The sequence below is a fragment of the Blastococcus sp. SYSU DS0510 genome, assembly GCF_054050835.1.
In genome coordinates, this window is the sequence record NZ_JBJHAC010000007.1 from 35235 (window position 1) to 57667 (window position 22433).

Genomic DNA, 22433 nt, shown 5'->3' on the forward strand with positions numbered 1-22433 from the left:
GCGGGGTCGTCTGCGTACCGTCCGCCCTGTGACGAGGGGAGATGCGATGCAGAGCACGACCGCCCACCCGCACGTGGCCGCCGCCCGCAAGCTCCTGGCGCTCGGGTGGTGGTTCGTCGCCGCCGGTGCCGCGCTGGCGCTCGGGCTCGAGGTCGAGGACGGCGTCTCCCTCTGAGCGAGCTCGGGGTGGTGCGCTCGGCGCCCTCCGATGACCCGCCGCACCCGCCCGGCTGCTCGCGCGGTGACCCGCCTCGCTACGGTCAGGGGGTGCCCACGTGGGAATACGCCTCGGTCATCACCGCCAACGATGCGGAATCACAGCGGGCCGGCGTGAGCGTCAAGCTCCCCGGCGGACAGTCGGAACGCCAGCAGGGCGACACCAGCTCGGTGCTCAACAAGCTCGGCGCCGAGGGGTGGGAGCTGGTCAGCTACCACTCCAGCGGCGCCGGCACCTGGGGCTTCGAGCAGTTCTGGCTCAAGCGCCAGTCCTCCTGACCCGACACGGTCACCTGTCGAACGGTTGTTCGACAGGTGGGGCAGAATGGCGCGGTGGACGTCGCAGTGCCGCCGGGCTGGCCGGAAGAGGTGCGCCCGCCCGGCGCGCCCGACTGGGAGCGCACCGCCGTCGCCTGGCTGTTCGACCTCGTGCCGCCGGACTATCGCGCCCACGAGGTGCTCCGCCGGTACCCGGTGCTGCTCGCCCGGTTCGCCGGCGACCACGTCGCCGCCGGCCTCGAGGCCGCCCGTGCCGGCTGGCGCACCCTGCGGGTCGAGCTCGCCGACCAGCTTCCCCCCGAGGCCATCGAGGCGGCGATGGGCGCCTACGAGCGCGAGGGCGCCCGGCTGGCCGCGGCCGCTCGCGGGGTGGAGGTCGTCGGAGGCGCGTTGCGCGGGGAGCGGTGGGTCCCGCGCCTGTGAGCTGCATCTGCGGCACCCGCTCGACCGGAAGTACGGGGCAACCGCAGTTACAGTGGATCGGCGGCGCTCACCGGCTCCGCCCGACCGAGAGGACACCGCCGCACCGTGCCGCTCCTGCGATCGCTGCGGGGCCCGGAAGACGTCAGGGCCCTCGAGTCCGAAGCGCTGCCCGCCCTCGCCGCGGAGATCCGTGACGCCCTGGTCACCAGCGTGGCGAGGACCGGTGGCCACCTCGGCCCGAACCTCGGCTGCGTCGAGCTCACCATCGCCCTGCACCGGGTGTTCGAGTCCCCGCGCGAGCCGATCGTGTTCGACACCGGTCACCAGTCCTACGTGCACAAGATGCTCACCGGCCGGGTCGAGGGCTTCGAGCGGCTGCGCCAGCGCGGCGGTCTGTCGGGCTATCCCAGCCGTACCGAGAGCGACCACGACTGGGTGGAGAACAGCCACGCCTCGACGTCGCTGTCCTACGCCGACGGCCTGGCCAAGGCCTTCGCCATCCGGGGTGACTCGCGGCCCGTCGTCGCCGTCATCGGCGACGGCGCCCTCACCGGCGGCATGGCCTGGGAGGCGCTGAACAACATCGCCGCGGCGCAGGACCGCCCGGTCGTCATCGTGGTCAACGACAACGGCCGCTCCTACTCGCCGACCATCGGCGGGGTCGCCGACGCGCTGGCCACGCTGCGGCTGCGCCCGGGCTACGAGCAGGCGCTGCTGCAGGTGCGCCAGGCGCTGCACCGGGCCCCCGTCGTCGGCTCGGCCCTCTACGACGCGCTGCACGCGATCAAGAAGGGCCTCAAGGACGTCCTCTCGCCGCAGGGCATGTTCGAGGACCTGGGCATGAAGTACGTCGGCCCGGTCGACGGCCACGACGTGCGCGCGATGGAGTCCGCGCTGCGGCGGGCCCGCTCCTTCGGCGGCCCGGTCATCGTGCACGCCGTCACCACCAAGGGGTTCGGCTACCCGCCGGCCGAGACCGACCAGATCGACGCCTGGCACGCGACGGGCGTCTTCGACCCGGACAGCGGCGCGAGCGTGCGCAAGACCGGGCTGGCCTGGACCGACGCCTTCGCCGACGAGCTGGTGCGGGTCGGCGCCGAACGCCCCGACGTCGTCGCCATCACCGCCGCGATGCTGCACCCGACGGGCCTGGCGCCGTTCGCCGAGCGGTTCCCCGAGCGCACCTTCGACGTGGGCATCGCCGAGCAGCACGCCCTCACCTCGGCCGCGGGCCTGGCGATGGCGGGGTTGCACCCGGTCGTCGCCGTCTACTCGACCTTCCTCAACCGGGCGTTCGACCAGCTGCTCATGGACGTCGCGCTGCACCACCAGCCGGTGACGGTGGTGCTCGACCGCGCCGGCGTCACCGGCGACGACGGCGCCTCGCACAACGGCATGTGGGACATGTCGATCCTCTCGGTCGTGCCCGGGCTGGCCCTGGCCGCGCCGCGCGACGAGGCGACCCTGCGCGAGGCGCTGCGCGAGGCCGTCGACATCACCGACGGCCCCTCCGTCGTGCGCTTCCCCAAGGGCTCGCTGCCCCCGGACATCCCGGCCGTCGAGCGGCGCGGCCCGGTGGACGTGCTGCGCCGCGGCAGCCGGGCGGAGGTGCTCCTGGTCGCAGTCGGCTCGATGGTGCCGATGTGCCAGGCCGTCGCCGAGCGGGCCGCCGACCACGGCATCGAGGTGACCGTCGTCGACCCGCGCTGGGTGCTCCCGGTCTCGGCCGAGCTGGTCGAGCTGGCCGCCGGGCACCGGCTGGTCGTCACCGTCGAGGACGGCGGCCGGGCCGGGGGAGTGGGCACCACGCTCAGCCAGGCCCTGCAGGACCGCGACGTCGACGTGCCCGTGCGCACGCTGGGCCTGCCGCAGCAGTTCTTCGAGCACGGCAGCCGCGGGCAGGTGCTCGCCGACGCCGGGCTGACCGAGCAGGACGTCGCCCGTCGGATCGCGGAGTGGACGGCCAGGCTGGCCGAGCGCTCCGAGAGCCCCGTCGTCGAGTCGGTCGAGGGCGGGCGATGACCGTCATCGCCGAGATCCAGGTGGCGCCGTCGCCACCCGGCACCGCGGAGAACCCGCACGCGCACGTCGAGGCGGCGATCGCCGTCATCCAGGCCTCCGGGCTGCGTCACGAGGTGGGGGCGCTGGGCACCACCCTCGAGGGCGAGGCCGACGAGGTGTGGGCCACGCTGCGCGCCGCGCACGAGGCGATGCTGGCCGCCGGCGCCGCCGGTGGGCTGTCGCACATCAAGGTCGCCTCGGTGAACCGCACGATGGACAGCCTCACCGCCAAGTTCCGCTGAGCCCGCCGCCAGGCTCGCCGCCCGGCCGCGCCACGCCCGCCGTCGTCCTCCCTCACCGCAGAGCGTCCTCCCACACCCCACACCGTGAGGGAGGACGCTCCACGATCAGGGCACCTGATCCCAGCGAAGGTTCAGGCGGCGACAGGTCGAGGTCGGCGCCCGCCGGCGGGGTCGGCGCGGCTAGAAGGACCGCTTGGTCAACCGCCAGACCTGCCCGTCGCTGTCCGGCGCACCGATCCCGGTGCCGGGGGAGAGCGAGTTCACCGACACGTACACGTTCCCCGGCTGGTCGACGACCACGCCCGCAGGCGAGGGGACGGGCAGGGTGGCCCGTGCGCCGTTCTTCGGCACGAACACCATCTGACCGGCCCGGTCGGCACCGCCGAACAGCTCGCTGACGTACAGGTTGCCCGCCTGGTCCTGCGCGGCACCGGTCACCCCGGTGAAGCCGGTCCAGGTCTGCTGGATGGCCCCGGTCCGGCGGTCCAGCTCCCAGACCCGGCCGGCGCCGGGGACCAGCGATCCCAGGCCCCCCACGATGACGTCCCCGTCCCGGCTGAAGGTGAGGGCCGTCGGGACCGGGTCGCAGGAGGAGTCGTTCTGGTTGGGCCGGGTGTCGCAGGGGCCACCGGTGATGTTCGGCAGCACGGCGAACACGCTGATCTCACCGCTACCGTCGACGGCGAGGACGGCGTTGGCGGCGGCGTCGGCCACCAGCACCCGGTCGCCCAGGTCGAGCACCCCGTACGGGTTCGACTCGAAACCCTGGCCGTCCGGGTCGTTCGCCCACTCGAAGGCACGGATGTCGGCGACCACGACGGCCGGCTGGCCCGCCGCCGCGCGCAGCAGCTTCCCCTCCTGCTCCTTCGGCAGGCCGGTGATGCCGTCCGGCACGTCGACGTCCTTGGCGACGTAGATCCGGTCCAGGGACCGCGCGCTCGCCGAGTCGTTGCCGGTGGCGCCGATCCCGGACGGACCGGCTTCGGACAGCAGACCGGTCACCACGCGCTCCGCAGTGACCCCCTGGACCTTGCTCGGGCGCCGCACGATGCTGACCGCCCCGGTGGTGCCGACGCAGACCTGTTCCCCGCCCACGACGGCACAGTCGCTGCCTCCGGTCCCGGACTCCGCGATGACCAGCACCCCGTCACTGGTCAGGTCCAGCTGCCGGGGGTTGTCCAGGTGCCGCGCGACCGGCACCGGGGCCAGCCGTGAAGCGTCGGCGGGCGCGGCGACGGCGGGACTGATCCACAGCGTCGTGATCGCCAGGCCGGTGGTGGCAGCTGCACATGCGAGACGTCTCATCGATACCCCTAGCCAGTCGAGGAGCTGGGCCGTCGGAACGGACCAGCGCGAGGACGCCGAACGTTGGCAGGGGGATCCGGGCTGGTCAACCGTCCACTGCGCGGTGCGCTGGAGGCAGGCCGCCGGCGATACCTCGGCTCCGTCGTCCTCCCTCACCGCAGAGCGTCCTCCCTCACCGCGCACCGTGAGGGAGGACGCTCCACGATCAGGGCACCTGATCCCGGCGGGGGTCAGGCGGGGAGGGAGGCGACGCCCTCCGGCAGGAAGCGGGAACCGGTGACCTTCTCCGAGACGCCGGTGCGGTCCAGGTAGGCGGAGATGCCGCCCAGCCAGAACGGCCACCCGGCGCCGAGGATCATGCACAGGTCGATGTCCTGCACGGCTTGCACGACGCCCTCGTCCAGCATCAGCCGGATCTCCTGCGCCAGCGCCTCGAGGGCACGCGCGCGCACCTGCTCCTCGGTCAACGGCTCCTCGCCGGCGAAGGCCTCCGCGAGCTCGGGGTCCACGACGCCGGGCTCGGTGAAGACGCTGGTCCTGCCCAGCTCGACGATCCGCCTGAGCCCCTCGCCGACGGCGAACCGGTCGGGGAACGCCTCGTGCATCCGCTCGGCGACGTGCAGCGCCACCGCCGGGCCGACCAGCGAGAGCAGCTCGAACGGCGTCATCGGCAGGCCCAGCGGGTCGAGCGCCTTCTCGGCGACCGGCACCGGCGTGCCCTGCTCCACGGCGGCGGTGACCTCGCCGAGGAAGCGGGTGAGCAGCCGGTTGACCACGAACGCCGGAGCGTCGGCGACCAGCACGCACGACTTCTTCAACGACTTCCCGACGGCGAAGGCGGTGGCCAGCGTCGCGTCGTCGGTCTGCTCGGCGCGCACCACCTCCAGCAGCGGGAGGACGGCGACCGGGTTGAAGAAGTGCAGCCCCACCACGCGTTCGGGGTGCTCCAGCTTCGCCGCCATCTCGGTCACCGACAGCGCCGAGGTGTTGGTGGCCAGCACGCACTCGGGCGAGACGACGGCCTCGACTTCAGAGAACACCTGCTGCTTGACCGACATCTCCTCGAAGACGGCCTCGATGACGAGGTCGGCGTCGGCGAAGACGTCCTTGGACAGCGACCCGGTGACCAGGCCCTTGAGCTGGTTGAGCTTGTCCTGGCTCAGCCGGCCGCGGGCAGCCAGCTTGTCGAGCTCGCCGTGCACGTAGGCGACGCCCTTGTCCACGCGCGCCTGGTCGATGTCGGTGAGGACCACCGGCACCTTCAGCTGCCGCACGAACAGCATCGCCAGCTGCGAGGCCATGAGCCCGGCACCGACCACGCCGACCTTGGCGACCTTGCGGGCCAGCTTGCGGTCGGGAGCGCCGGCCGGCCGCTTGGCCCGCTTGTTCACCAGGTCGAACGAGTAGAGCGAGGCCCGCAGCGGGTCGCTCATGAGCAGCTCGGCGAGGGCGTCGTCCTCGGCCGAGGTGCCGGCGGTGAAGGCGTCGCCCGCGATGCCGTTGCGGGCCAGGTCGAGCAGGTCCACCGACCGCACGGCGCCGGGGGAGGCGTTGCGCGTCCGGGCGGCGACGATGCCGCGGGCGCGGGCGATCGCGTCGTCCCACGCCGAGCGGTCGACCTCCGGACGGGAGACGGGCACGGAGCCGTCGAGCACGCCGACGGCCCACTCGAGCGAGCGCTCGAGGAAGTCGGCCGGCTCGAAGAGCGCGTCGGCGATGCCGAGCTTCGCGGCCTCGGGCGCCGGCGTCATCTTGTTCTGCGCCAGGGCGTTCTCGACGATCACCGTGACGGCGGGGTCGATGCCGATCAGGTTCGGCAGCAGCTGGGTGCCACCCCAGCCCGGCACCAGCCCGAGGAAGGCCTCGGGGAAGCCGACCGCCGCGCCGGCGCTGATGGTCCGGTAGTGGCAGTGCAACGCGAGCTCCAGGCCACCGCCGAGGGCCACGCCGTTGACGAACGCGAACGTCGGGATCGCCGAGTCCTTGAGCCGCCGGAAGACCCGGTGGCCGGTCTCGGCGATCTCGCGCGCGGCGGCGGCGTCCGTCACCGACGGAACCCCGGAGAGGTCGGCACCGACGGCGAAGACGAACGGCTTGCCGGTGACGGCGATCGCCGCCGGTGCGGGGGAGTGCGCCGCGATCTCGTCCAGCGCGGCGTCCAGGGACGCCAGGCCGCCGGGGCCGAAGGTGGAGGGCCGGGTGTGGTCGTGCCCGTTGTCGAGCGTGATCAGCGCGACCTCGCCGACCAGGCCCGGGTAGGTCAGGAACCGCACCTTGGCGGCGGTCACGACCTCGTTCTCGAAGACGGCGTTCGTCACTTCTGGAACCCCTCCCAGGTCCGGTTCTCCCAGATCACGGTGGCGCCCATGCCGAGGCCCACGCACATGGCGGTGAGGCCGTACCGGACGTCGGGGCGCTCGGCGAACTGGCGGGACAGCTGGGTCATCAGGCGGACGCCCGAGGAGGCCAGCGGGTGGCCGACGGCGATGGCGCCGCCCCACGGGTTGACGCGCTCGTCGTCGTCGGCGATGCCGAAGTGGTCGAGGAAGGCGAGCACCTGGACGGCGAAGGCCTCGTTCAGCTCGAACAGGCCGATGTCCTCGATGGCGAGACCGGTGCGGGCCAGGGCGCGCTCGGTGGAGGGCACCGGGCCGACGCCCATGACCTCGGGCTCCACCCCCACGAAGCCGTAGCCGACCAGCCGCATGCCGACGTTCAGGCCGAGCTCCTCGGCGACGTCCTCGGCGGCCAGCAGGCAGCCGGTCGCGCCGTCGTTGAGGCCCGCGGCGTTGCCCGCGGTCACGTGCCCGTGCGGGCGGAACGGCGTCTTGAGCGTGCCGAGGCCCTCGAGGGTCGTCTGCGGCCGCGGCGGCTCGTCGACGGTGGCCATGCCCCAGCCGTGCTCGGCCGAGCGGGTGGCGACGGGGACCAGCTCAGGGCCGATCTTGCCGTTGGCGAGCGCCTTGGCGTACTTCTGCTGGCTGGCCAGCGCGAAGGTGTCGGCGCGCTCCTTGGTCAGGTGGGGGAACCGGTCGTGCAGGTTCTCGGCGGTCGAGCCCATGACGAGCGCGGACTCGTCGACCAGCTTCTCGCTGAAGAACCGCGGGTTCGGGTCGGCGCCCTCGCCCATCGGGTGGCGGCCCATGTGCTCCACGCCGCCGGCGATGGCGACGTCGTAGGCGCCGAAGGCGATGCCGCTGGCGGTCGTCGTCACCGCGGTCATGGCCCCGGCGCACATCCGGTCGATCGAGTAACCGGGGACCGACGTCGGCAGACCGGCCAGCAGCGCCGCGGTCCGGCCCAGGGTCAGGCCCTGGTCGCCGATCTGGGTGGTGGCGGCGATGGCCACCTCGTCGACGCGGTCGGCCGGCAGCGCCGGGTTGCGGCGCAGCAGCTCGCGGATGACGCGGACGACGAGGTCGTCGGCGCGGGTCTCGGCGTAGATGCCCTTCGGGCCGGCCTTGCCGAAGGGGGTGCGCACGCCGTCGACGAAGACGACCTCACGCAGCGAGCGTGGCCGCCGCTCAGTGGAAGACACAGAACCTCCGCAGGTGTCGGAGCCGGCCCTGGGAGGGCGCGGCGGGCTACAAGTTACCCACCGGTAACCGTCCGGGCCAAGCGCGCCACGACCCCCGTCCGAGGGGGGTCTCCCGGATCACGGTCCGGCAACGGCGCAGGGGTGTGCTTGCGGTCACAAGCGGATGGCGCGCAAGATGACCCGCCGGAATTTCTCTGTAACCCCAACGAAATAGAGGTCCCTCTCATGGCGCGACGGCGCACGGTGACGACGGCGATCGCTGCGGCCCTGGTCTTCGGGCTGGCCGCGTGTGGTGGCGACGACAGCGGCGGTGGCAACGGCGGCGGCGGTGGCGGTGGCGAGGCCGCTGCGGGCAAGGTCGGCGTGATCCTCCCCGACACCGCCTCCTCGGCCCGCTGGGAGTCGGCCGACCGCCCGCTGCTCGAGGCCGCCTTCGAGGAGGCCGGTGTCGAGTACGACATCCAGAACGCGCAGGGCGACGCCCAGCGGATGAACACGATCGCCGAGCAGATGATCACCGAGGGCGTCACCGTCCTGGCGATCACGAACCTCGACTCCGCCTCGGGCGCCGCCATCCAGCGCCAGGCCGAGAGCCAGGGCGTGCAGACGATCGACTACGACCGGCTCACCCTCGGCGGCGAGAGCGACTACTACGTCTCGTTCGACAACACCGAGGTCGGCCGCCTGCAGGGCGAGGGCCTGGCCCAGTGCCTCGGCCCCGAGCCGGCGAACATCGCCTTCCTCAACGGCTCGCCCGACGACAACAACGCCACGCTGTTCTCGCAGGGTGCGCACGAGGTCCTGGACCCGATGGACCAGTACACGCAGGTCGCCGAGCAGGCCGTGCCGGAGTGGGACAACCAGCAGGCCGCCACGATCTTCGAGCAGATGTACACCCAGGCCGGCGGTGACATCCAGGGCGTGCTGGCCGCCAACGACGGCCTGGCCAACGCCGTCGTCTCGATCCTGGCCCGCAACAACGTGGCCGGGCAGGTGCCGGTGACCGGTCAGGACGCGACGGTCGAGGGGCTGCAGAACATCCTCGCGGGCGAGCAGTGCATGACCGTCTACAAGCCGATCGCCGACGAGGCCCAGGCCCTGGCCGACCTCGCCGTGGCCCTGGTCAACGGCGAGGAGCCCCAGGTCGACGGCTCGGTGGAGGACCCCGAGGGTGGTCGCGAGGTCCCCTCGGTGCTGCTCGAGCCGGTCTCGATCTTCCGGGACAACGTCAAGCAGGTCATCGACGACGGCTACCAGACCGCCGCCGACGTCTGCACCGGTGAGTACGCCGCTGCCTGCACGGAGCTCGGCATCTCCTGAGCCATCCGGCCGGGGCACCCGCACGGGTGCCCCGGCCGCGTGCTCCCGCCCTGCCGGCCCCGGCTCGCCCCGGGGCGGCGGGGCGCCCTATCGTCCCGCCCACGGTCGACCGACCGTTCCCTGCTGGAAGGACGCAGCGGTGTCCGCACCCGAACAGACCTCGCCCACCCCGACCCTCGAGCGGCCCACGCTGAGCCTGCGGGGGGTCAACAAGAGCTTCGGGGCCGTCCAGGTCCTGCACGACGTCCACCTCGACGTCTACCCCGGCAAGGTGACCGCGCTGGTCGGTGACAACGGCGCCGGCAAGAGCACGCTCATCAAGGCCATCGCCGGCATCCACCCGATCGACTCGGGCACCGTCGAGTTCGAGGGCGAGCCGGTCCAGCTGAGCGGCCCGCGCGACGCCGCCCGCCTGGGCATCGAGGTCGTCTACCAGGACCTCGCGCTCGCCGACAACCTCGACGTCGTCCAGAACATGTTCCTGGGCCGGGAGCGCAAGCGCGGCGTCCTCCTCGACGAGGCCTCCATGGAGGAGGCCGCGCGGGACACGCTGACCAAGCTGTCGGTGCGCACGCTGAAGTCGGTGCGCCAGCTGGTGTCCAGCCTCTCCGGTGGGCAGCGGCAGACCGTCGCCATCGCCAAGGCCGTGCTCTGGGAGTCCAAGCTCGTCATCCTCGACGAGCCGACCGCCGCGCTCGGCGTGGCGCAGACCCGGCAGGTGCTCGACCTGGTGCGGCGGCTGGCCGACACCGGTCACGCCGTCGTCTTCATCACCCACAACATGGTCGACGTGTTCGAGGTCGCCGACCGCGTCGCCGCCCTGTACCTGGGTCGCGTCGCCGCCGACGTCCCGATCTCCGAGGTCGACCGCACCCAGGTCATCGAGCTGATCACCTCCGGCCGCTCCGGCGAGCTGGGGCTCGCGCCGGACGCGCTCGAGGACTGAGAGGACCCCCATGTCGAGCAACACCCTGACCGCCGCCGAGGCCAGCGGGCCGCACAAGCCGGCCGCGGGCTTCGAGGGCGACCGGCAGGACAACACCGTGGGCGGCGCCGTCCGCGGCTACCTGAACAAGCTGCGGGCCGGTGACCTCGGCGCGCTGCCCGCCGTCCTCGGCATCGTCGTCCTGGGCATCCTGTTCACGGTCCTGCGGCCGGGCACCTTCCTCACGCCGCTGAACCTCTCCAACCTGCTGGTCCAGTCGACGCCGATCATCGTGCTGGCGATGGGGCTGGTCTTCGTCCTGCTGCTGGGCGAGATCGACCTCTCCGCCGGTGTGGTGAGCGGGGTCTGCTCGGCGGTGCTGGCGCAGTTGCTGGTGCAGGCCGGGGTGGCCTGGCCGATCGCCGTCCTCGGCGCGATCGCCACCGGCGCCGTGATCGGCGTCTTCACCGGCAGCCTGGTGGGTCTGGTCGGCATCCCGTCGTTCGTGGTGACCCTCGCGCTGTTCCTCGGCTTCCAGGGCGTCACCCTGCGGCTGATCGGCCAGGGCGGCACCGTGCCCGTCCGCGAGCCGGTCATCCGGGCGCTGGCCAACGAGAACCTGCCGGTCACCCTCGGGTGGATCCTGGCCGTGCTCGTCGTCATCGCCTACGCCGCTGTCGAGTTCTGGCGGTGGCGGTCGCAGCGATCCCGCGGGCTGGCCCACCAGCCGCTGGCCCTGGTCGTGCTGCGCATCGTCGTGATCGCCGCCGTCGTCTTCGCGGTGACGGCGATCCTCAGCGTCGACCGGGCCCTGGCGGCCACGATCGACCTGGCCGGGATCCCGTACGCGGTCCCGCTCGTCGTGGTCCTGCTGCTGGTCCTGACGTTCGTGCTGTCGCGGACCAGCTTCGGCCGGCACGTCTACGCCGTCGGCGGCAACGCCGAGGCCGCGCGCCGTGCCGGCATCAACGTGACCCGGATCCGCGTCCTGGCGTTCGTGATCTCCTCGAGCCTGGCGGCGATCAGCGGCATCCTCGCCACCTCCCGGTTGAGCTCGGTCACCCCTGACGCGGGCGCCGGCAACACCCTGCTCTACGCGGTCGGTGCGGCCGTCATCGGCGGCACCAGCCTCTTCGGTGGGCGCGGCCGGGCCCGGGACGCCGTCCTGGGCGGGCTGGTCATCGCGATCATCGCCAACGGGCTGGGCCTGCTGGGGGTCGCGGCGTACCTCAACTTCATCATCACCGGCGGCGTGCTGCTGCTGGCCGCGAGCGTCGACGCGCTCGCCCGCCGTCGGGCCGCCACGGCCCGACGATGACCCCTGCCGTCCGCCGCGCTCAGCGCCGGCGGGCGGCAGGTGACCACGCCGACGCCGGCGCCACCCGCTCAGCGCGGGAGGCGCCGGCGTCGTCGTGGGGACTGGTCACGGCCCCGGCGCAGGGGCCCGCCGCGAGCCTGCAGCGGTGGGGGGCGCCGGGGTCCTTTCTCAGGCGCGGGTGACGGCGTCCGCGAGCAGGTCGAGGGTCAGCTCGACCTGCCACTCGCGGGCGCCACCGGCCCGCAGCGCCTCCGCCACGGCGGCGCGCTCCCGCGGCTCCGGCGGGCTCCACATGGTCCGGCGCACCAGGTCGGGGGAGAGGAGGTTCTCCACCGGCACGGAGTGCTTCTCCGACAGCTCGGCGAGCCCGGCCCGCACCACCTGCAGCCGGGTGGCGGCCGCGGGGTCGCGGTCGGCCCAGCGGTTCACCGGCGGCGGGCCGTCGCCAGGCCTGCTCTGCAGGGGCAGCTGGTCCTCGGGCAGCGCCTTGCCACGCGCGAGCGCGGTGTACCAGTGCGCCACCAGCCGGCGGTTGGCCCGGCCGCGGAAGACGGGCAGCTCCAGCAGGGCGCCCTCGTTCTTCGGGTCGGCCTGGACGGCGGCGACCATCGCCGAGTCGGGCAGCACGCGGCCGGGCGCGACGTCGCGCTTGCGGGCCAGCTCGTCGCGGGCCTCCCAGATCGCCCGCAGCATGCCCAGCTGACGCCGGCTGCGCAGGCCGTGCACACCCGACGTCCGCCGCCAGGGGTCCTGCCGCGGCGCGGGCGGGCCGGCGGCGAGGATGGCCTCGAACTCCTGCCGCGCCCACTCGGTCTTGCCCTGCTCCTCGAGGATGGCGGCCAGCGCGTCGCGCAGGTCGACCAGCACCTCGACGTCGAGCGCGGCGTAGACCAGCCACTCCTCGGGCAGCGGGCGGGTGCTCCAGTCGGCGGCGGAGTGGCCCTTCTGCAGCGAGAAGCCCAGCAGCGACTCGACGACGGCGCCGAGCCCCACGCGGGGCAGCCCCGCCAGGCGGGCGGCGAGCTCGGTGTCGAAGATGCGGGCGGGGACCAGGCCGATCTCGGCGAGGCAGGGCAGGTCCTGGTTGGCCGCGTGGAGCACCCACTCGGCGTCGGCGATCGCCGCCTGCAGCACCGAGAGGTCCGGCAGCGGGATGGGGTCCAGCAGGCCGGTGCCCGAGCCGTCGCGCCGCAGCTGCACCAGGTAGGCGCGCTGGCCGTAGCGGTAGCCGGAGGCGCGCTCGGCGTCGACGGCGACCGGGCCGGTGCCCGCGCGCAGCGCCTCGGCGTACTCGACGAGCTGCGTGGAGGTCTCGATGACCGGAGGGAGGCCGTCGCGGGGGGCGAGCAGCGGGATCGCCTCGGGGGTCTCGGCGGCCGCCGGGTCCTCCGGTGGCCGGGGAGTGGGCTCGGTGCTCAGTTGCCGTCCACCTTCTTGCCGGTCCTCGTCCTTCGGTCCACCGGCGCCCGGGCCGGGAGGGCGGCGACCGCGCCGATCCTGGGAAGGAGCACCGGCGCAACGGGCTCCGCGCCGCTGTGCCGCACCGATGTTAGAGAGTCTCGCTGCCGACCCGGTCGGAGGGACCCAGGAGGTGCACGCCGGGGGGCGGCAGACCGGCGGCGTTGCCGAGCACCTCGAGCCACGCCACCAGGTGCCGGTCGAGGTCGGAGTCCACGGCGGTCCAGGAGGCGCGGATCTCGACGTCGACCGTGTGCTCGGGGCCGGCCAGCTCGCCGAAGCGCGTCGACGCGGTCCGGGTGACCGTGCCGCCGACCGTGTGGTGCACCGCGCCGGCGTCACCGAGCGCGTCGGTGAGCCAGCTCCAGGCCACCTCGGAGAACATGGCGTCGTCCACCAGCTCCTCGTCGGTCCCGGCGGAGAGGTAGCCGACGCAGCGGGTGGTGCCGTGCCAGGCCTCGTGGCCGTCGGGGTCGAACAGGACGATGAACCGCGCGCTGGCGATCTCCACGTCGTCCTCGTCGTCGCCGGCGTCGGGATCGGGCACCCGGGCGCCCAGGGCGACGGCGTAGGGAGCCAGGCGCTGGGGCGCCGGGATGCGGCCCAGCTCGATCTCGGGGCGCACCCGCACCGCGGCCAGCGACTCCAGGGCGGCGCGGAAGGCGGCCGGGACGTCGCCGTCCCGGTTCCCGTCCCCGGCGTCGGCCAGGTTGCGCGGCTCCACGTCCGCAGAGTAGGCCGGTGCGGGGCGGTGCGTCGCCGACGCGCCGCAGGCGGCCGGACGCGGCGCGGCGGTGCGACCCGGCGGTCTGGGAGGATCGGCGGTCGTGAGTCCCGCTCCCGCGTCGGCGTCCCCGGCCGATTCCGACCTCGTCCGTGCCGCACGCGGCCTCCCGGTGAGCCGCACCCCGGTCTGGTTCATGCGCCAGGCCGGGCGTTCGCTCCCGGAGTACCGGGCCCTGCGCGCCGGCACGGCGATGCTCGCGGCCTGCCAGGACCCCGACCTGGTCACCGAGATCACCCTGCAGCCGGTCCGCCGGCACCAGGTCGACGCCGCCATCCTCTTCTCCGACATCGTGCTGCCGCTGGTGGTGGCCGGGGTGGACATCGAGATCAAGCCGGGCATCGGGCCGGTCGTCGCGAACCCGGTGCGCACCGTGGCCGACGTCGACGCGCTGCCCGACCTCGGGCCCGACCAGCTCGGCTTCCTGCAGACGGCGGTGCGCTCGCTGGTCGCCGAGCTCGGCCCGACGCCGCTGATCGGCTTCGCCGGGGCGCCCTTCACCCTCGCCACGTACCTGATCGAGGGCGGGCCCTCCAAGGAGCACGCCCGCACCAAGGCGTTCATGTACGCCGAGCCGGAGGCGTGGTCGCGGCTGCTGCAGCGGCTGTCGCTGTCGGCGGCGACCTTCCTGCGCGCCCAGGTCGACGCCGGCGCCTCGGCCGTGCAGCTGTTCGACTCGTGGGCCGGGGTGCTCTCGGCTGCCGACTACGCCGAGCGCGTGCTGCCGCACTCGCGGGCGGTCTTCGACGGGCTCGGCGACCGGGACGTCCCCCGGATCCACTTCGGGGTGGGTACCGGGGAGCTGCTGCCGCTCATCGGCGACGCCGGCGCCGACGTCGTGGGGGTCGACTGGCGCGTCCCGCTGGACGAGGCCGCCCGCCGCGTGGGCCCGGCCCGCTCGCTGCAGGGCAACCTCGACCCCGCCGTCCTGCTGGCCGACCGGGCCACCGTCGAGCGGGAGGTCCGCCGGGTCGTCGAGCAGGCGAAGGGCGCCCGCGGGCACATCTTCAACCTCGGCCACGGCGTGCTGCCCGACACCGACCCCGACGTCCTCACCCGGGTCGCCGCACTGGTGCACGAGCTGACGGGCTCGTGACCCGCCGGCTGGTCGTCGTCGGCGCCGGGATCACCGGCCTGGCCGCCGCCTTCGAGTGGCGCCGCCGCCGGCCCGACGACGAGATCGTCGTCCTGGAGGCCGGCGACCGCATCGGCGGCAAGCTGGACCGGATGGACCTGGCCGGGGCCTGGTACGACACCGGTGCCGAGGCGATGCTGGCCCGGGTGCCCGAGGCCGTCGCCCTCGTGGAGGCCCTCGGGTGGGGCGACCGGCTGGTGCCGCCGGCCACCACCCAGGCCTCGGTGGTGCTCCCCGAGGGCCGGTTCCCGCTGCCGGCGGGCACCCTCCTCGGCGTGCCGGCCTCGGCCGACGGGCTGGACGGTGTGCTGACCCCCGCCGGGGTGGCGCGGGTCCGCGCCGAGGCCGAGCTCCCGCCGCTGGACCTGCCCGACGGCGACGTCGCCGTCGGCGGGCTGCTGCGCGAGCGGCTGGGCGACGAGGTGGTCGACCGGCTGGTGGAGCCGCTGCTCGGCGGCGTCTACGCCGGCCGGGCGGACGAGCTGTCGCTGACCGCCACCATCCCGCAGCTGGCGGCGCACCTGCGCGGCGCCCGCTCGGTGCTCGAGGCCGTCGCGGCCGGCCGGGAGGCCGGGGGGCGCAGCCGCGGCGACGCCGACGGCCCGGTGTTCGTCACCGTCGACCGCGGGATCGGGGCGCTCCCCGCGGCGCTGGCCGAGGCGGCGCGGGCCGATGTCCGGCTCCGCACGCCGGCCCACGCCCTGCGCCGCACGGCGACCGGGTTCGAGGTCTCGGTCGGACCGGTCGCGGCGCCCGAGGTGCTGACCGCCGACGCCGTGCTCGTCACCGCCCCGGCGCCGAAGGCGGCCCGCCTGCTCGGCCACGTCGCCGCGGACGCCGTCGAACCGCTGCGGGGCATCCCGTACGCCTCGATGGCCGTGGTCGCCATGGCGTTCCCGGGCCAGGACGTCGACGCCGGGTCCGGCCTGCTCGTGCCGCCGGTGACCGGCCGGCTGGTCAAGGGCGTCACCGTCTCCTCGGCCAAGTGGCCGCACCTGGCCCGCGGCGGGGTGCTGCGGGTGCGCTCGTCGGTGGGCCGGTTCCGGGACGAGGAGCAGCTGCAGCGCCCCGACGAGGAGCTGGCCGCCGACGTGGTCGCCGACGTCGCGGAGCTGCTGGCCCTCGAGCGGCCGGAGCCGCTGCAGACCCGCGTGGTGCGCTGGGGTGGCGGGCTCCCGCAGTACCAGGTCGGCCACCCCGGGCGCGTGGCCGCGGTCCGGGCCGCGGTCGCCGGCGTGCCCGGCCTGGCCGTCGCCGGTGCCGCGTACGAGGGGGTGGGCGTACCCGCCTGCATCCGCGACGCGCACCGGGCCGTGGCCACCCTCATCTAGGCGAGGTCCAGGCGGTCGACCCGGACGCGGGACCCGTGCCGGGGATCACGGGAGGCGCGGGCATCGGCGCGGCCCGGTCGGCGTTGGGCCTGCCGTGCGCACGCACCTGCACCAGAAGTCCATCGTCCCACCCGTCCCACCGATCCGGTGCTTCAAGCACCACGTGTGGATGGCCGCCTGCTCCGACTGCCGCGCCGCTCGCGCGGTCCGGCCGTCGGAGGGGCGCGAGCAGCCGGCCCAGGCCGGCTGACGCCACCCCGCACCGGCACGGCCGACCCCTCCGAGGGCCCTGATCGCACCGATCGGGGCCCTCGGTGTTCCCGCACCCGGGTGGGCCGCCCGGCACGGAGGGGCGAGCGGTGGTGCGGGACAATGGCGCGCATGAGCGAGGACCAGCGCAGCATCGGCAAGCGGGCCAACGAGCTGAACGACACCATCCGCTACACGATGTGGTCGGTGTTCAGGCTCGCGCGGCCGTTCGGTGACGAGCAGCGGAGCGCGGCCGCCGACGAGGCCGCCGCGCTGATCGAGGAGCTGGCCGGCAAGGACGTCGTCGTCCGCGGCACCTACGACGTCGCCGGGTTCCGCGCCGACGCCGACCTCATGGTGTGGTGGCACGCCTCGACCGCGGAGGCGCTGCAGGAGGCCTACACGCGCCTGCGCCGGACCGCGCTCGGCCGGCGGCTGGACCCGGTGTGGTCGCAGCTGGCGCTGCACCGCCCGGCGGAGTTCAACCGCAGCCACATCCCGGCGTTCCTCGCCGACGAGGAGCCGCGGCGCTACGTCTGCGTCTACCCCTTCGTGCGGTCCTACGAGTGGTACCTGCTGCCCGACGAGGAGCGGCGGGACATGCTGAAGGAGCACGGCATGCAGGCCCGGCCCTACCCCGACGTCCGGGCCAACACCGTCGCCGCCTTCGCCCTCGGCGACTACGAGTGGATGCTCGCCTTCGAGGCCGACGAGCTGCACCGCATCGTCGACCTCATGCGCGACCTGCGCGCCAGCCGGGCCCGCCGGCACGTGCGCGAGGAGGTGCCGTTCTACACCGGCATCCGCAAGCCCGTGCAGGAGCTGGTCCGCGACCTGGCCTAGATGTCGCCTAGATGTACGACATCCCCCGTCGCGGGCCCGGAGGGTCCCGACGGGGGATGTGCAACGGCTCAGCGCAGCCGGGGAACGGCTCCTGGCCGCGGTGTGATCCGGAGGATCACGAAGGGCTCAGCCGGATGGAGACGCTGTTGATGCAGTAGCGGTCGCCGGTGGGCGTCTGCGGGGCGTCGTCGAAGAGGTGGCCCAGGTGGCTGTGGCAGGTGGCGCACAGCACCTCGGTGCGGATCATCCCGTAGCTGCGGTCCTCGCGGAGGATGACGTTGTCCTCAGCGGAGGCCTCGTAGAACGACGGCCAGCCGCAGTGCGAGTCGAACTTCGTCTCCGAGCGGAAGAGCTCGGCCCCGCACGCGCGGCACTCGTAGACGCCGACGGTCTTGGTGTCGACGTACTCGCCGGTCCACGCGCGCTCGGTGCCCGCCTGGCGGAGCACCGCGTACTCCTCCGGGGACAGCTGCGCCCGCCACTCCTCGTCGGTCTTGGTGACCTGGGGCTGCTGAGGGGAGGTCGTCATGCCTGGTCGAACGAGCGGCGCCGCACCACCATTCCCGGTGCTCAGCGGCCCAGCCCCGCGTCGCGGGCCCGCACGATGGCCTGCGCCCGGTCGGTGACCTGCAGCTTGGCCAGCACGTTGGACACGTTGTTGCGGACGGTCTTGGGCGACAGGTACAGCGCCGCTGCGATCTGCGCGTTGGACCGCCCGGCGGCGACCAGGTCGAGCACCTCCCGCTCGCGGGCGGTGAGCTGGGGGAAGACGGTCTCCGGCCCGGTCGGACCCGAGGCGAAGAACTCACCGATCCGCCGGGCGAGGGCGGCGCCGAACACCGCGCCGCCGTTGGCCACCGTCGTGATCGCCCGGACCACCTCCTCCTGGTCGGCGCCCTTGAGCAGGTAGCCGCGCGCCCCGGCCCGGACGGCGGCGAACACCGTCCCGTCGTCCTCGCTCATGGTCAGGACGACGATCCCCACCGACGGCGAGGCCGAGGTCACCCGCCGGGTCGCCTCGATCCCGTCGATCCCCGGCATCTGCACGTCCATGACGACGACGTCGGGCTGCTCCGCGAGCGCGAGGGCGACCGCGGCCTCACCGTCGGCGGCGGTGCCGACCACGGCGAGGCCCGGGACGGAGTCGAGCAGCATGGCCAGGCCGTCGCGGTAGACCGGGTGGTCGTCGGCCACCACCACCCGCAGCGGCTCGCCGTCCCCAGCGGGCTCACCCACGGTGCACCTCCTCGCTTCCGCGGACCGCTCCGCTCCTCGCTCCCACGCCCGGGCCGCCTCCGCGGTCGGTCCGCTCCTCGTTCGTACCTCGCTGCGATGCTCCCTCCCTGTCGGCAGCCGCCTCGCTGGGAAGCTCACGGTCCTGTCCGCTCGCCCTTCCTCCTCCGTCGGCGGGCAGGACCGCCCGCACCACCGTCCCGCCGTCGGGCGGGCACGACACCGTGCACCGGCCGCCGAGCTCGGCCGCGCGCTCGCGCAGCGACACCAGCCCCACCCCGGCCGGGGCACCCTCCGGGATGCCGACGCCGTCGTCGGTCACCGTCAGGACCAGGGACCGGTCGGCGTCGCGGACCAGCTCCACCCGGCAGGTCGAGGCGCGGGCGTGCCGGGCGACGTTGGCCAGGGCCTCCGACGCGATCCGGTAGGCGGCGACCTCCACGGCGGCGGGCAGGTCGTCGGCGGTCGGGTCCGCCTCCACCGTGGTGGCCGTGCCCGCGCCCAGCAGCCGGTCGGCCTGCTGGCGAACCGCCCCGGTCAGGCCGAGGTCGTCCAGCGCGGGCGGCCGGAGGTCGTGCACCAGCCGGCGGACGTCGGCCAGTGCGGCGGCGACGTCGTCCCGGGCCGTGCGGAGCAGCCGGTCGGCGTCCTCCGCGCGACCGGCCGCGGTGAGGTTGCGGGCGGTGTCGATGCGCAGGACCACGGCGCCCAGGCTGGGGCCGAGGCCGTCGTGGAGATCGCGACGCAGCCGGCGGCGCTCCTCCTCGCGGGCGGCGACCAGCTCCTCCCGGCTCTGCTGCAGCTGGGCGGCCAGCGAGCTGGCCCGCGCGGCGGCCGCGGCCTGGCGCACGACGTCGGCCAGCAGCCCCTCGTCGCGGGTGACCAGGTGCGCGCGGACGCCGTCCCGGGGCAGCAGGAGGCGACCGACCTCCTCGCCGCGGTAGGCGATGGGCAGGGACCGCACCGCCGGTGGGCGCCGGCCGTGCTCGGCGACCAGCCGCTCGCCGCCTGCGTGCTCCACCTCGACGCCGACGTAGGGGGACCGGAAGGCCTCCGCGACCGCCGCCGCGATCGCCACCAGCTGCGCCTCCGCGCCGCCGGAGCGCTCCAGCCGCGCGGCCAGCCCCGAGACCACCCGGTAGGGGTCGTCCCGCTCGCCGAGCACCCAGCGCCGGACCAGCCGCCAGAGCGGGGCGCGCAGCGGCACGTAGACGGCGGCGACGAGCAGCAGGGTCAGCAGGGTGGCATCGCGCTCGCCGAACCGGTCCCCGAGCAGCGCGCCGGCCGCGCCGAGCACCGCCAGGTCCAGCAGGACGACGCCGATGCCCAGCACGCCGTAGACCACCGTGCCGCCGAGGAGCCGGTCGATGTCCACCGCGCGCGGCCGCAGGATGCCGACGGCCACGGCGCCCCCGGTCAGCGCGACGGCGACCATCAGGGCCATCGCGCTCGGCTCGCCCGGCAGCAGGAGCGTGCTGAGCATGACGAGCAGGTCCACGACGGCGGCCCAGAGCAGCCAGCGCATCCGGCGACGGTCCTCGTTCGTCGCCTGGCGGTAGCGGAGGACCACCGAGGCCGCGGGCACGGCGATCCCCAGCACGGCGACGGGAAGGGCGATCCGCAGGAGGGGCAGGGTGACCGATTCGGGCAGCGGCAGGGTGGTGAGGTCGAGGTCCAGGGAGCGGTAGGCCCCGGGCAGCTGACCGTCGTCGGCGGTGAAGGCGACCTCCGAGGGGACCACCAGGAGGAGCGCCGGCAGCAGGGCGGTCGACGCGAGGCTGGCGATCGCGACGGGCCTCCACCGCCCGCCCGGCAGCCGCCCGTCGGGGTAGAGGAGCAGCAGCAGCGGCAGCCCGAGCAGCAGCGCGGCGCCCAGCCGCTGCAGGAACCAGAAGGCGAGGCTCGCCCCGGGCAGCGCCGGGTCGTACTGGACCGCGTACGCGAGCCACGACTCGGCGAGGCCGTCGACCGCCCAGAACAGCCCCGTGCCGGCGAGCACCCAGGAGACGGCGTTGCCCGGTGCCCGGAGGAGCAGCAGCGCCCCGGGGACGGCGACGGCGACACCGGCGAGCGCGGCCACCGAGCCGGGGGCGACGTCGACGGAGGCCCGCGCCGCGGAGGGCGTGAGCACGTCGAGGACGGCGGCGGCGACGCAGGCGGCCAGCGACAGGGCGAGGACGGCCCAGGCGGCGGGTCGGCCGGCCCGGACCCGGCGAGGTGGCGGCGGTGGCGGGCACTGCGACCGCGACGCACCGATCCGCCCGGTCGCCGGCGCCTGTGTCTGCACGCGCGCATCCTCGCCTGCCGACGTCCCGGTCGTCACGGGGCAGGCGTCCCGGGTTCCCCGGGACAGTTCTCGGGACCCGATCGAGGGCGGCGGGCCCTGGGTGCCCGGGACGGGTTCCCGCGACCGTTCTCCCAGGCGGTGCACAGGGCACCGCACCTCACCACCGGAGACGTGATGTCCCTCAGCACCACCCCCGCCCCCGCCCGCACCGACGTCGCGGAAGCCCGCGGCACGGTCCCCGGCGCCTCGACCAGCCTGGTCCGCCGCGCCGGCGTCGCCGTCGCCGCCGGCGCCGGGTCCTGGGCGATCGCCTGCGCAGCCCTCGGGACGACGCCGCCCGCCGGCACCTGGCAGGCGACCGTCGTCAACGTGGCGGCCGTGGCCTTCCAGGTCGGCCTGATGTTCCTGGTGACCGTGCAGATGCGGACCGGCGCCATCGGCACCGGCCGCCTCGCCCGGCGCCTCCTGCACGTGGAGCACGGCCTGCTCTCGGTGGCCATCGTGTCCTCGCTGATGTGGGCGTTCACGCCCGGGCTCTACGACACCGGCTTCTTCTTCGTGATCGACCTCTTCTGGCCGCTGTCCATGCTGGGCATGGCCGCCCTGGGGGTCCGCATCGCGATCGCCGGCCGCTGGCAGGGCGTCGCCCGCTTCTGGCCGATGGTCGCCGAGAGCTGGGCGCCGGTCACCGTCCCGACCGCGTTCCTCCTGCCGGCGATCACCCAGTACGTGGGCGCCGCGCACCTGCTCGTCGGGTACGTCGTCCTGGGCGTGCTCCTCGCCACCCGGCCGCACCTCACCGGGGCCCGTGACTGCTGACGGACCTCCTGCCCCCCGCGACTCGCGAGCTCGCGGCGGGACCGTGCAGGAAGGCCTGGGTGCCCCGTCTCCCACGCGGGAGGCGGGGCACCGTCGTGCTCGGGGCCAGGGGGGAGACTGGGGGAGTGACCTCCGCTCCCCAGCCGCCCGGCGGCCTCCTGCCCGACGTCTGGTTCACCCGCGACCTGCCCGTGCTGCGGGCGATCGCCCGGCTGGTCGACGAGCCCAAGCACGGCGGCGCGCCCTACCTGCTCGGCTCGGTGGTCCCGGGCAGCGGGCTGCCGAAGGCGGACGTCGTCGCCGCGGCGAGGGCGCTGGCGTCGGCGGGCTACATCGAGCCGCTGACCAACCACGCCGGCGACATCGTCCGGATCACCGGGATCTCGGCGGAGGCCCGCCGGCTGGCCGGGCTGTGGCCGACCCCGCAGGGCGAGTGGGAGCGGCTGCTCGAGCAGCTGGCCGCCCGCGCCGCGAACGCGCCCACCGACGTGGAGCGGCAGCGCTGGCAGGCGTTCGCCGATGCGGCCCGCGCGGTCGGCGAGCACGACGGCGCGCTGCTCATGTCCGCGCTGATCGGCGGGTACGTGCCGCGCGCCCGCTGACCGGCCCGCGAACGACGACGCCCCCGCCCGGAGAACCGGACGGGGGCGTCGTGCTGATCAGGTGA

The 22433-nt window shown here is 74.5% G+C and carries 21 protein-coding genes; 13 read left to right on the forward strand and 8 right to left on the reverse strand.

All coding sequences use genetic code 11. The features are described 5' to 3' along the window. The first annotated feature begins 46 nt into the window (after positions 1-46). The 5 genes from ACI79P_RS07670 (at position 47) to ACI79P_RS07690 (ending at position 3221) form a co-directional block, all read left to right on the forward strand. Entirely contained in the window at positions 47-175 is a 129-nt protein-coding gene (locus tag ACI79P_RS07670; protein ID WP_456580441.1) for a hypothetical protein, read from the forward strand. Positions 176-267: 92 nt separating this feature from the next. After that, a complete protein-coding gene (locus tag ACI79P_RS07675; RefSeq protein WP_091930586.1) occupies positions 268-495 on the forward strand; it encodes a DUF4177 domain-containing protein in 228 nt (75 codons plus the stop codon). A 54-nt stretch (positions 496-549) separates the two neighbouring features. Further along, entirely contained in the window at positions 550-918 is a 369-nt protein-coding gene (locus tag ACI79P_RS07680) for a hypothetical protein (RefSeq protein WP_456580442.1), read from the forward strand. 105 nt (positions 919-1023) lie between these two features. After that, entirely contained in the window at positions 1024-2940 is a 1917-nt protein-coding gene (gene dxs / locus ACI79P_RS07685) for a 1-deoxy-D-xylulose-5-phosphate synthase (protein WP_456580443.1), read from the forward strand. Continuing rightward, complete coding sequence (locus ACI79P_RS07690; protein WP_456580444.1) at positions 2937-3221, forward strand: thiamine-binding protein; 285 nt, start codon at positions 2937-2939, stop codon at positions 3219-3221. Before dxs ends, ACI79P_RS07690 begins: the two co-directional genes overlap by 4 nt. A 180-nt stretch (positions 3222-3401) precedes the next feature. Here the strand turns inward: ACI79P_RS07690 and ACI79P_RS07695 are convergent, their stop codons facing one another. The 3 genes from ACI79P_RS07695 to ACI79P_RS07705 all read right to left on the reverse strand — a co-directional run bounded on the left by ACI79P_RS07695 (position 3402) and on the right by ACI79P_RS07705 (position 8064). Further along, positions 3402-4526 (reverse strand): ScyD/ScyE family protein, encoded by a 1125-nt coding sequence (locus tag ACI79P_RS07695; protein ID WP_456580445.1) that lies wholly within the window; start codon positions 4524-4526, stop codon positions 3402-3404. Between the two features lie 230 nt (positions 4527-4756). Next, entirely contained in the window at positions 4757-6844 is a 2088-nt protein-coding gene (locus ACI79P_RS07700; RefSeq protein WP_456580446.1) for a 3-hydroxyacyl-CoA dehydrogenase NAD-binding domain-containing protein, read from the reverse strand. Beyond that, complete coding sequence (locus tag ACI79P_RS07705) at positions 6841-8064, reverse strand: thiolase family protein (protein ID WP_456580447.1); 1224 nt, start codon at positions 8062-8064, stop codon at positions 6841-6843. The genes ACI79P_RS07700 and ACI79P_RS07705 overlap by 4 nt, the downstream gene beginning before the upstream one ends. 225 nt (positions 8065-8289) lie before the next feature. Here ACI79P_RS07705 and ACI79P_RS07710 point away from each other — a divergent pair, with 225 nt between their 5' ends. The 3 genes from ACI79P_RS07710 (at position 8290) to ACI79P_RS07720 (ending at position 11627) form a co-directional block, all read left to right on the forward strand. Then, positions 8290-9384 carry a sugar ABC transporter substrate-binding protein gene (locus ACI79P_RS07710; RefSeq protein WP_456580448.1) on the forward strand — a complete coding sequence of 365 codons (1095 nt, stop codon included), beginning with the start codon at positions 8290-8292 and terminating at the stop codon, positions 9382-9384. 139 nt (positions 9385-9523) lie between these two features. Next, a complete protein-coding gene (locus ACI79P_RS07715; protein ID WP_456580449.1) occupies positions 9524-10330 on the forward strand; it encodes an ATP-binding cassette domain-containing protein in 807 nt (268 codons plus the stop codon). Positions 10331-10340: 10 nt separating this feature from the next. Further along, positions 10341-11627, forward strand: a complete 1287-nt coding sequence (locus tag ACI79P_RS07720; protein WP_456580450.1) for a sugar ABC transporter permease — start codon at positions 10341-10343, stop codon at positions 11625-11627. A gap of 168 nt (positions 11628-11795) precedes the next feature. On the opposite strand, the gene ACI79P_RS07725 is transcribed toward ACI79P_RS07720, so the two are convergent. Both ACI79P_RS07725 and ACI79P_RS07730 read right to left on the reverse strand, forming a co-directional pair. Then, the gene (locus ACI79P_RS07725) at positions 11796-13046 is read right to left on the reverse strand and encodes a ribonuclease D (RefSeq protein WP_456580558.1); all 1251 of its coding nucleotides are present in this window, start codon (positions 13044-13046) and stop codon (positions 11796-11798) included. A gap of 130 nt (positions 13047-13176) precedes the next feature. After that, the gene (locus tag ACI79P_RS07730; protein WP_456580451.1) at positions 13177-13809 is read right to left on the reverse strand and encodes a DUF3000 domain-containing protein; all 633 of its coding nucleotides are present in this window, start codon (positions 13807-13809) and stop codon (positions 13177-13179) included. A gap of 103 nt (positions 13810-13912) precedes the next feature. Between ACI79P_RS07730 and hemE the strand changes: the two genes are divergently transcribed. The 3 genes from hemE (at position 13913) to hemQ (ending at position 17427) form a co-directional block, all read left to right on the forward strand. Next, positions 13913-14965: a uroporphyrinogen decarboxylase gene (hemE, locus tag ACI79P_RS07735; RefSeq protein WP_456580452.1), complete on the forward strand. Its 1053-nt coding sequence runs from the start codon at positions 13913-13915 to the stop codon at positions 14963-14965. Continuing rightward, complete coding sequence (hemG, locus tag ACI79P_RS07740) at positions 14962-16335, forward strand: protoporphyrinogen oxidase (RefSeq protein ID WP_456580453.1); 1374 nt, start codon at positions 14962-14964, stop codon at positions 16333-16335. Before hemE ends, hemG begins: the two co-directional genes overlap by 4 nt. 381 nt (positions 16336-16716) lie before the next feature. Then, positions 16717-17427: a hydrogen peroxide-dependent heme synthase gene (gene hemQ, locus ACI79P_RS07745; RefSeq protein ID WP_456580454.1), complete on the forward strand. Its 711-nt coding sequence runs from the start codon at positions 16717-16719 to the stop codon at positions 17425-17427. 115 nt (positions 17428-17542) lie between these two features. On the opposite strand, the gene msrB is transcribed toward hemQ, so the two are convergent. Genes msrB through ACI79P_RS07760 form a run of 3 tightly spaced genes read right to left on the reverse strand, consistent with a single transcriptional unit; the run spans position 17543 to position 20947 of the window. Continuing rightward, on the reverse strand, positions 17543-17956 hold the full coding sequence (gene msrB, locus ACI79P_RS07750) for a peptide-methionine (R)-S-oxide reductase MsrB (RefSeq protein ID WP_456580455.1): 414 nt from the start codon (positions 17954-17956) through the stop codon (positions 17543-17545). A gap of 41 nt (positions 17957-17997) precedes the next feature. Next, positions 17998-18663 carry a response regulator gene (locus tag ACI79P_RS07755; protein ID WP_456580456.1) on the reverse strand — a complete coding sequence of 222 codons (666 nt, stop codon included), beginning with the start codon at positions 18661-18663 and terminating at the stop codon, positions 17998-18000. Beyond that, on the reverse strand, positions 18656-20947 hold the full coding sequence (locus tag ACI79P_RS07760) for a sensor histidine kinase (RefSeq protein ID WP_456580457.1): 2292 nt from the start codon (positions 20945-20947) through the stop codon (positions 18656-18658). The genes ACI79P_RS07755 and ACI79P_RS07760 overlap by 8 nt, the downstream gene beginning before the upstream one ends. 174 nt (positions 20948-21121) lie before the next feature. Between ACI79P_RS07760 and ACI79P_RS07765 the strand changes: the two genes are divergently transcribed. Together ACI79P_RS07765 and ACI79P_RS07770 are read left to right on the forward strand one after the other, a co-directional pair. After that, positions 21122-21766, forward strand: a complete 645-nt coding sequence (locus tag ACI79P_RS07765; protein WP_456580458.1) for a hypothetical protein — start codon at positions 21122-21124, stop codon at positions 21764-21766. A gap of 125 nt (positions 21767-21891) precedes the next feature. Continuing rightward, positions 21892-22368: a hypothetical protein gene (locus ACI79P_RS07770; RefSeq protein WP_456580459.1), complete on the forward strand. Its 477-nt coding sequence runs from the start codon at positions 21892-21894 to the stop codon at positions 22366-22368. Positions 22369-22433 lie beyond the last annotated feature (65 nt).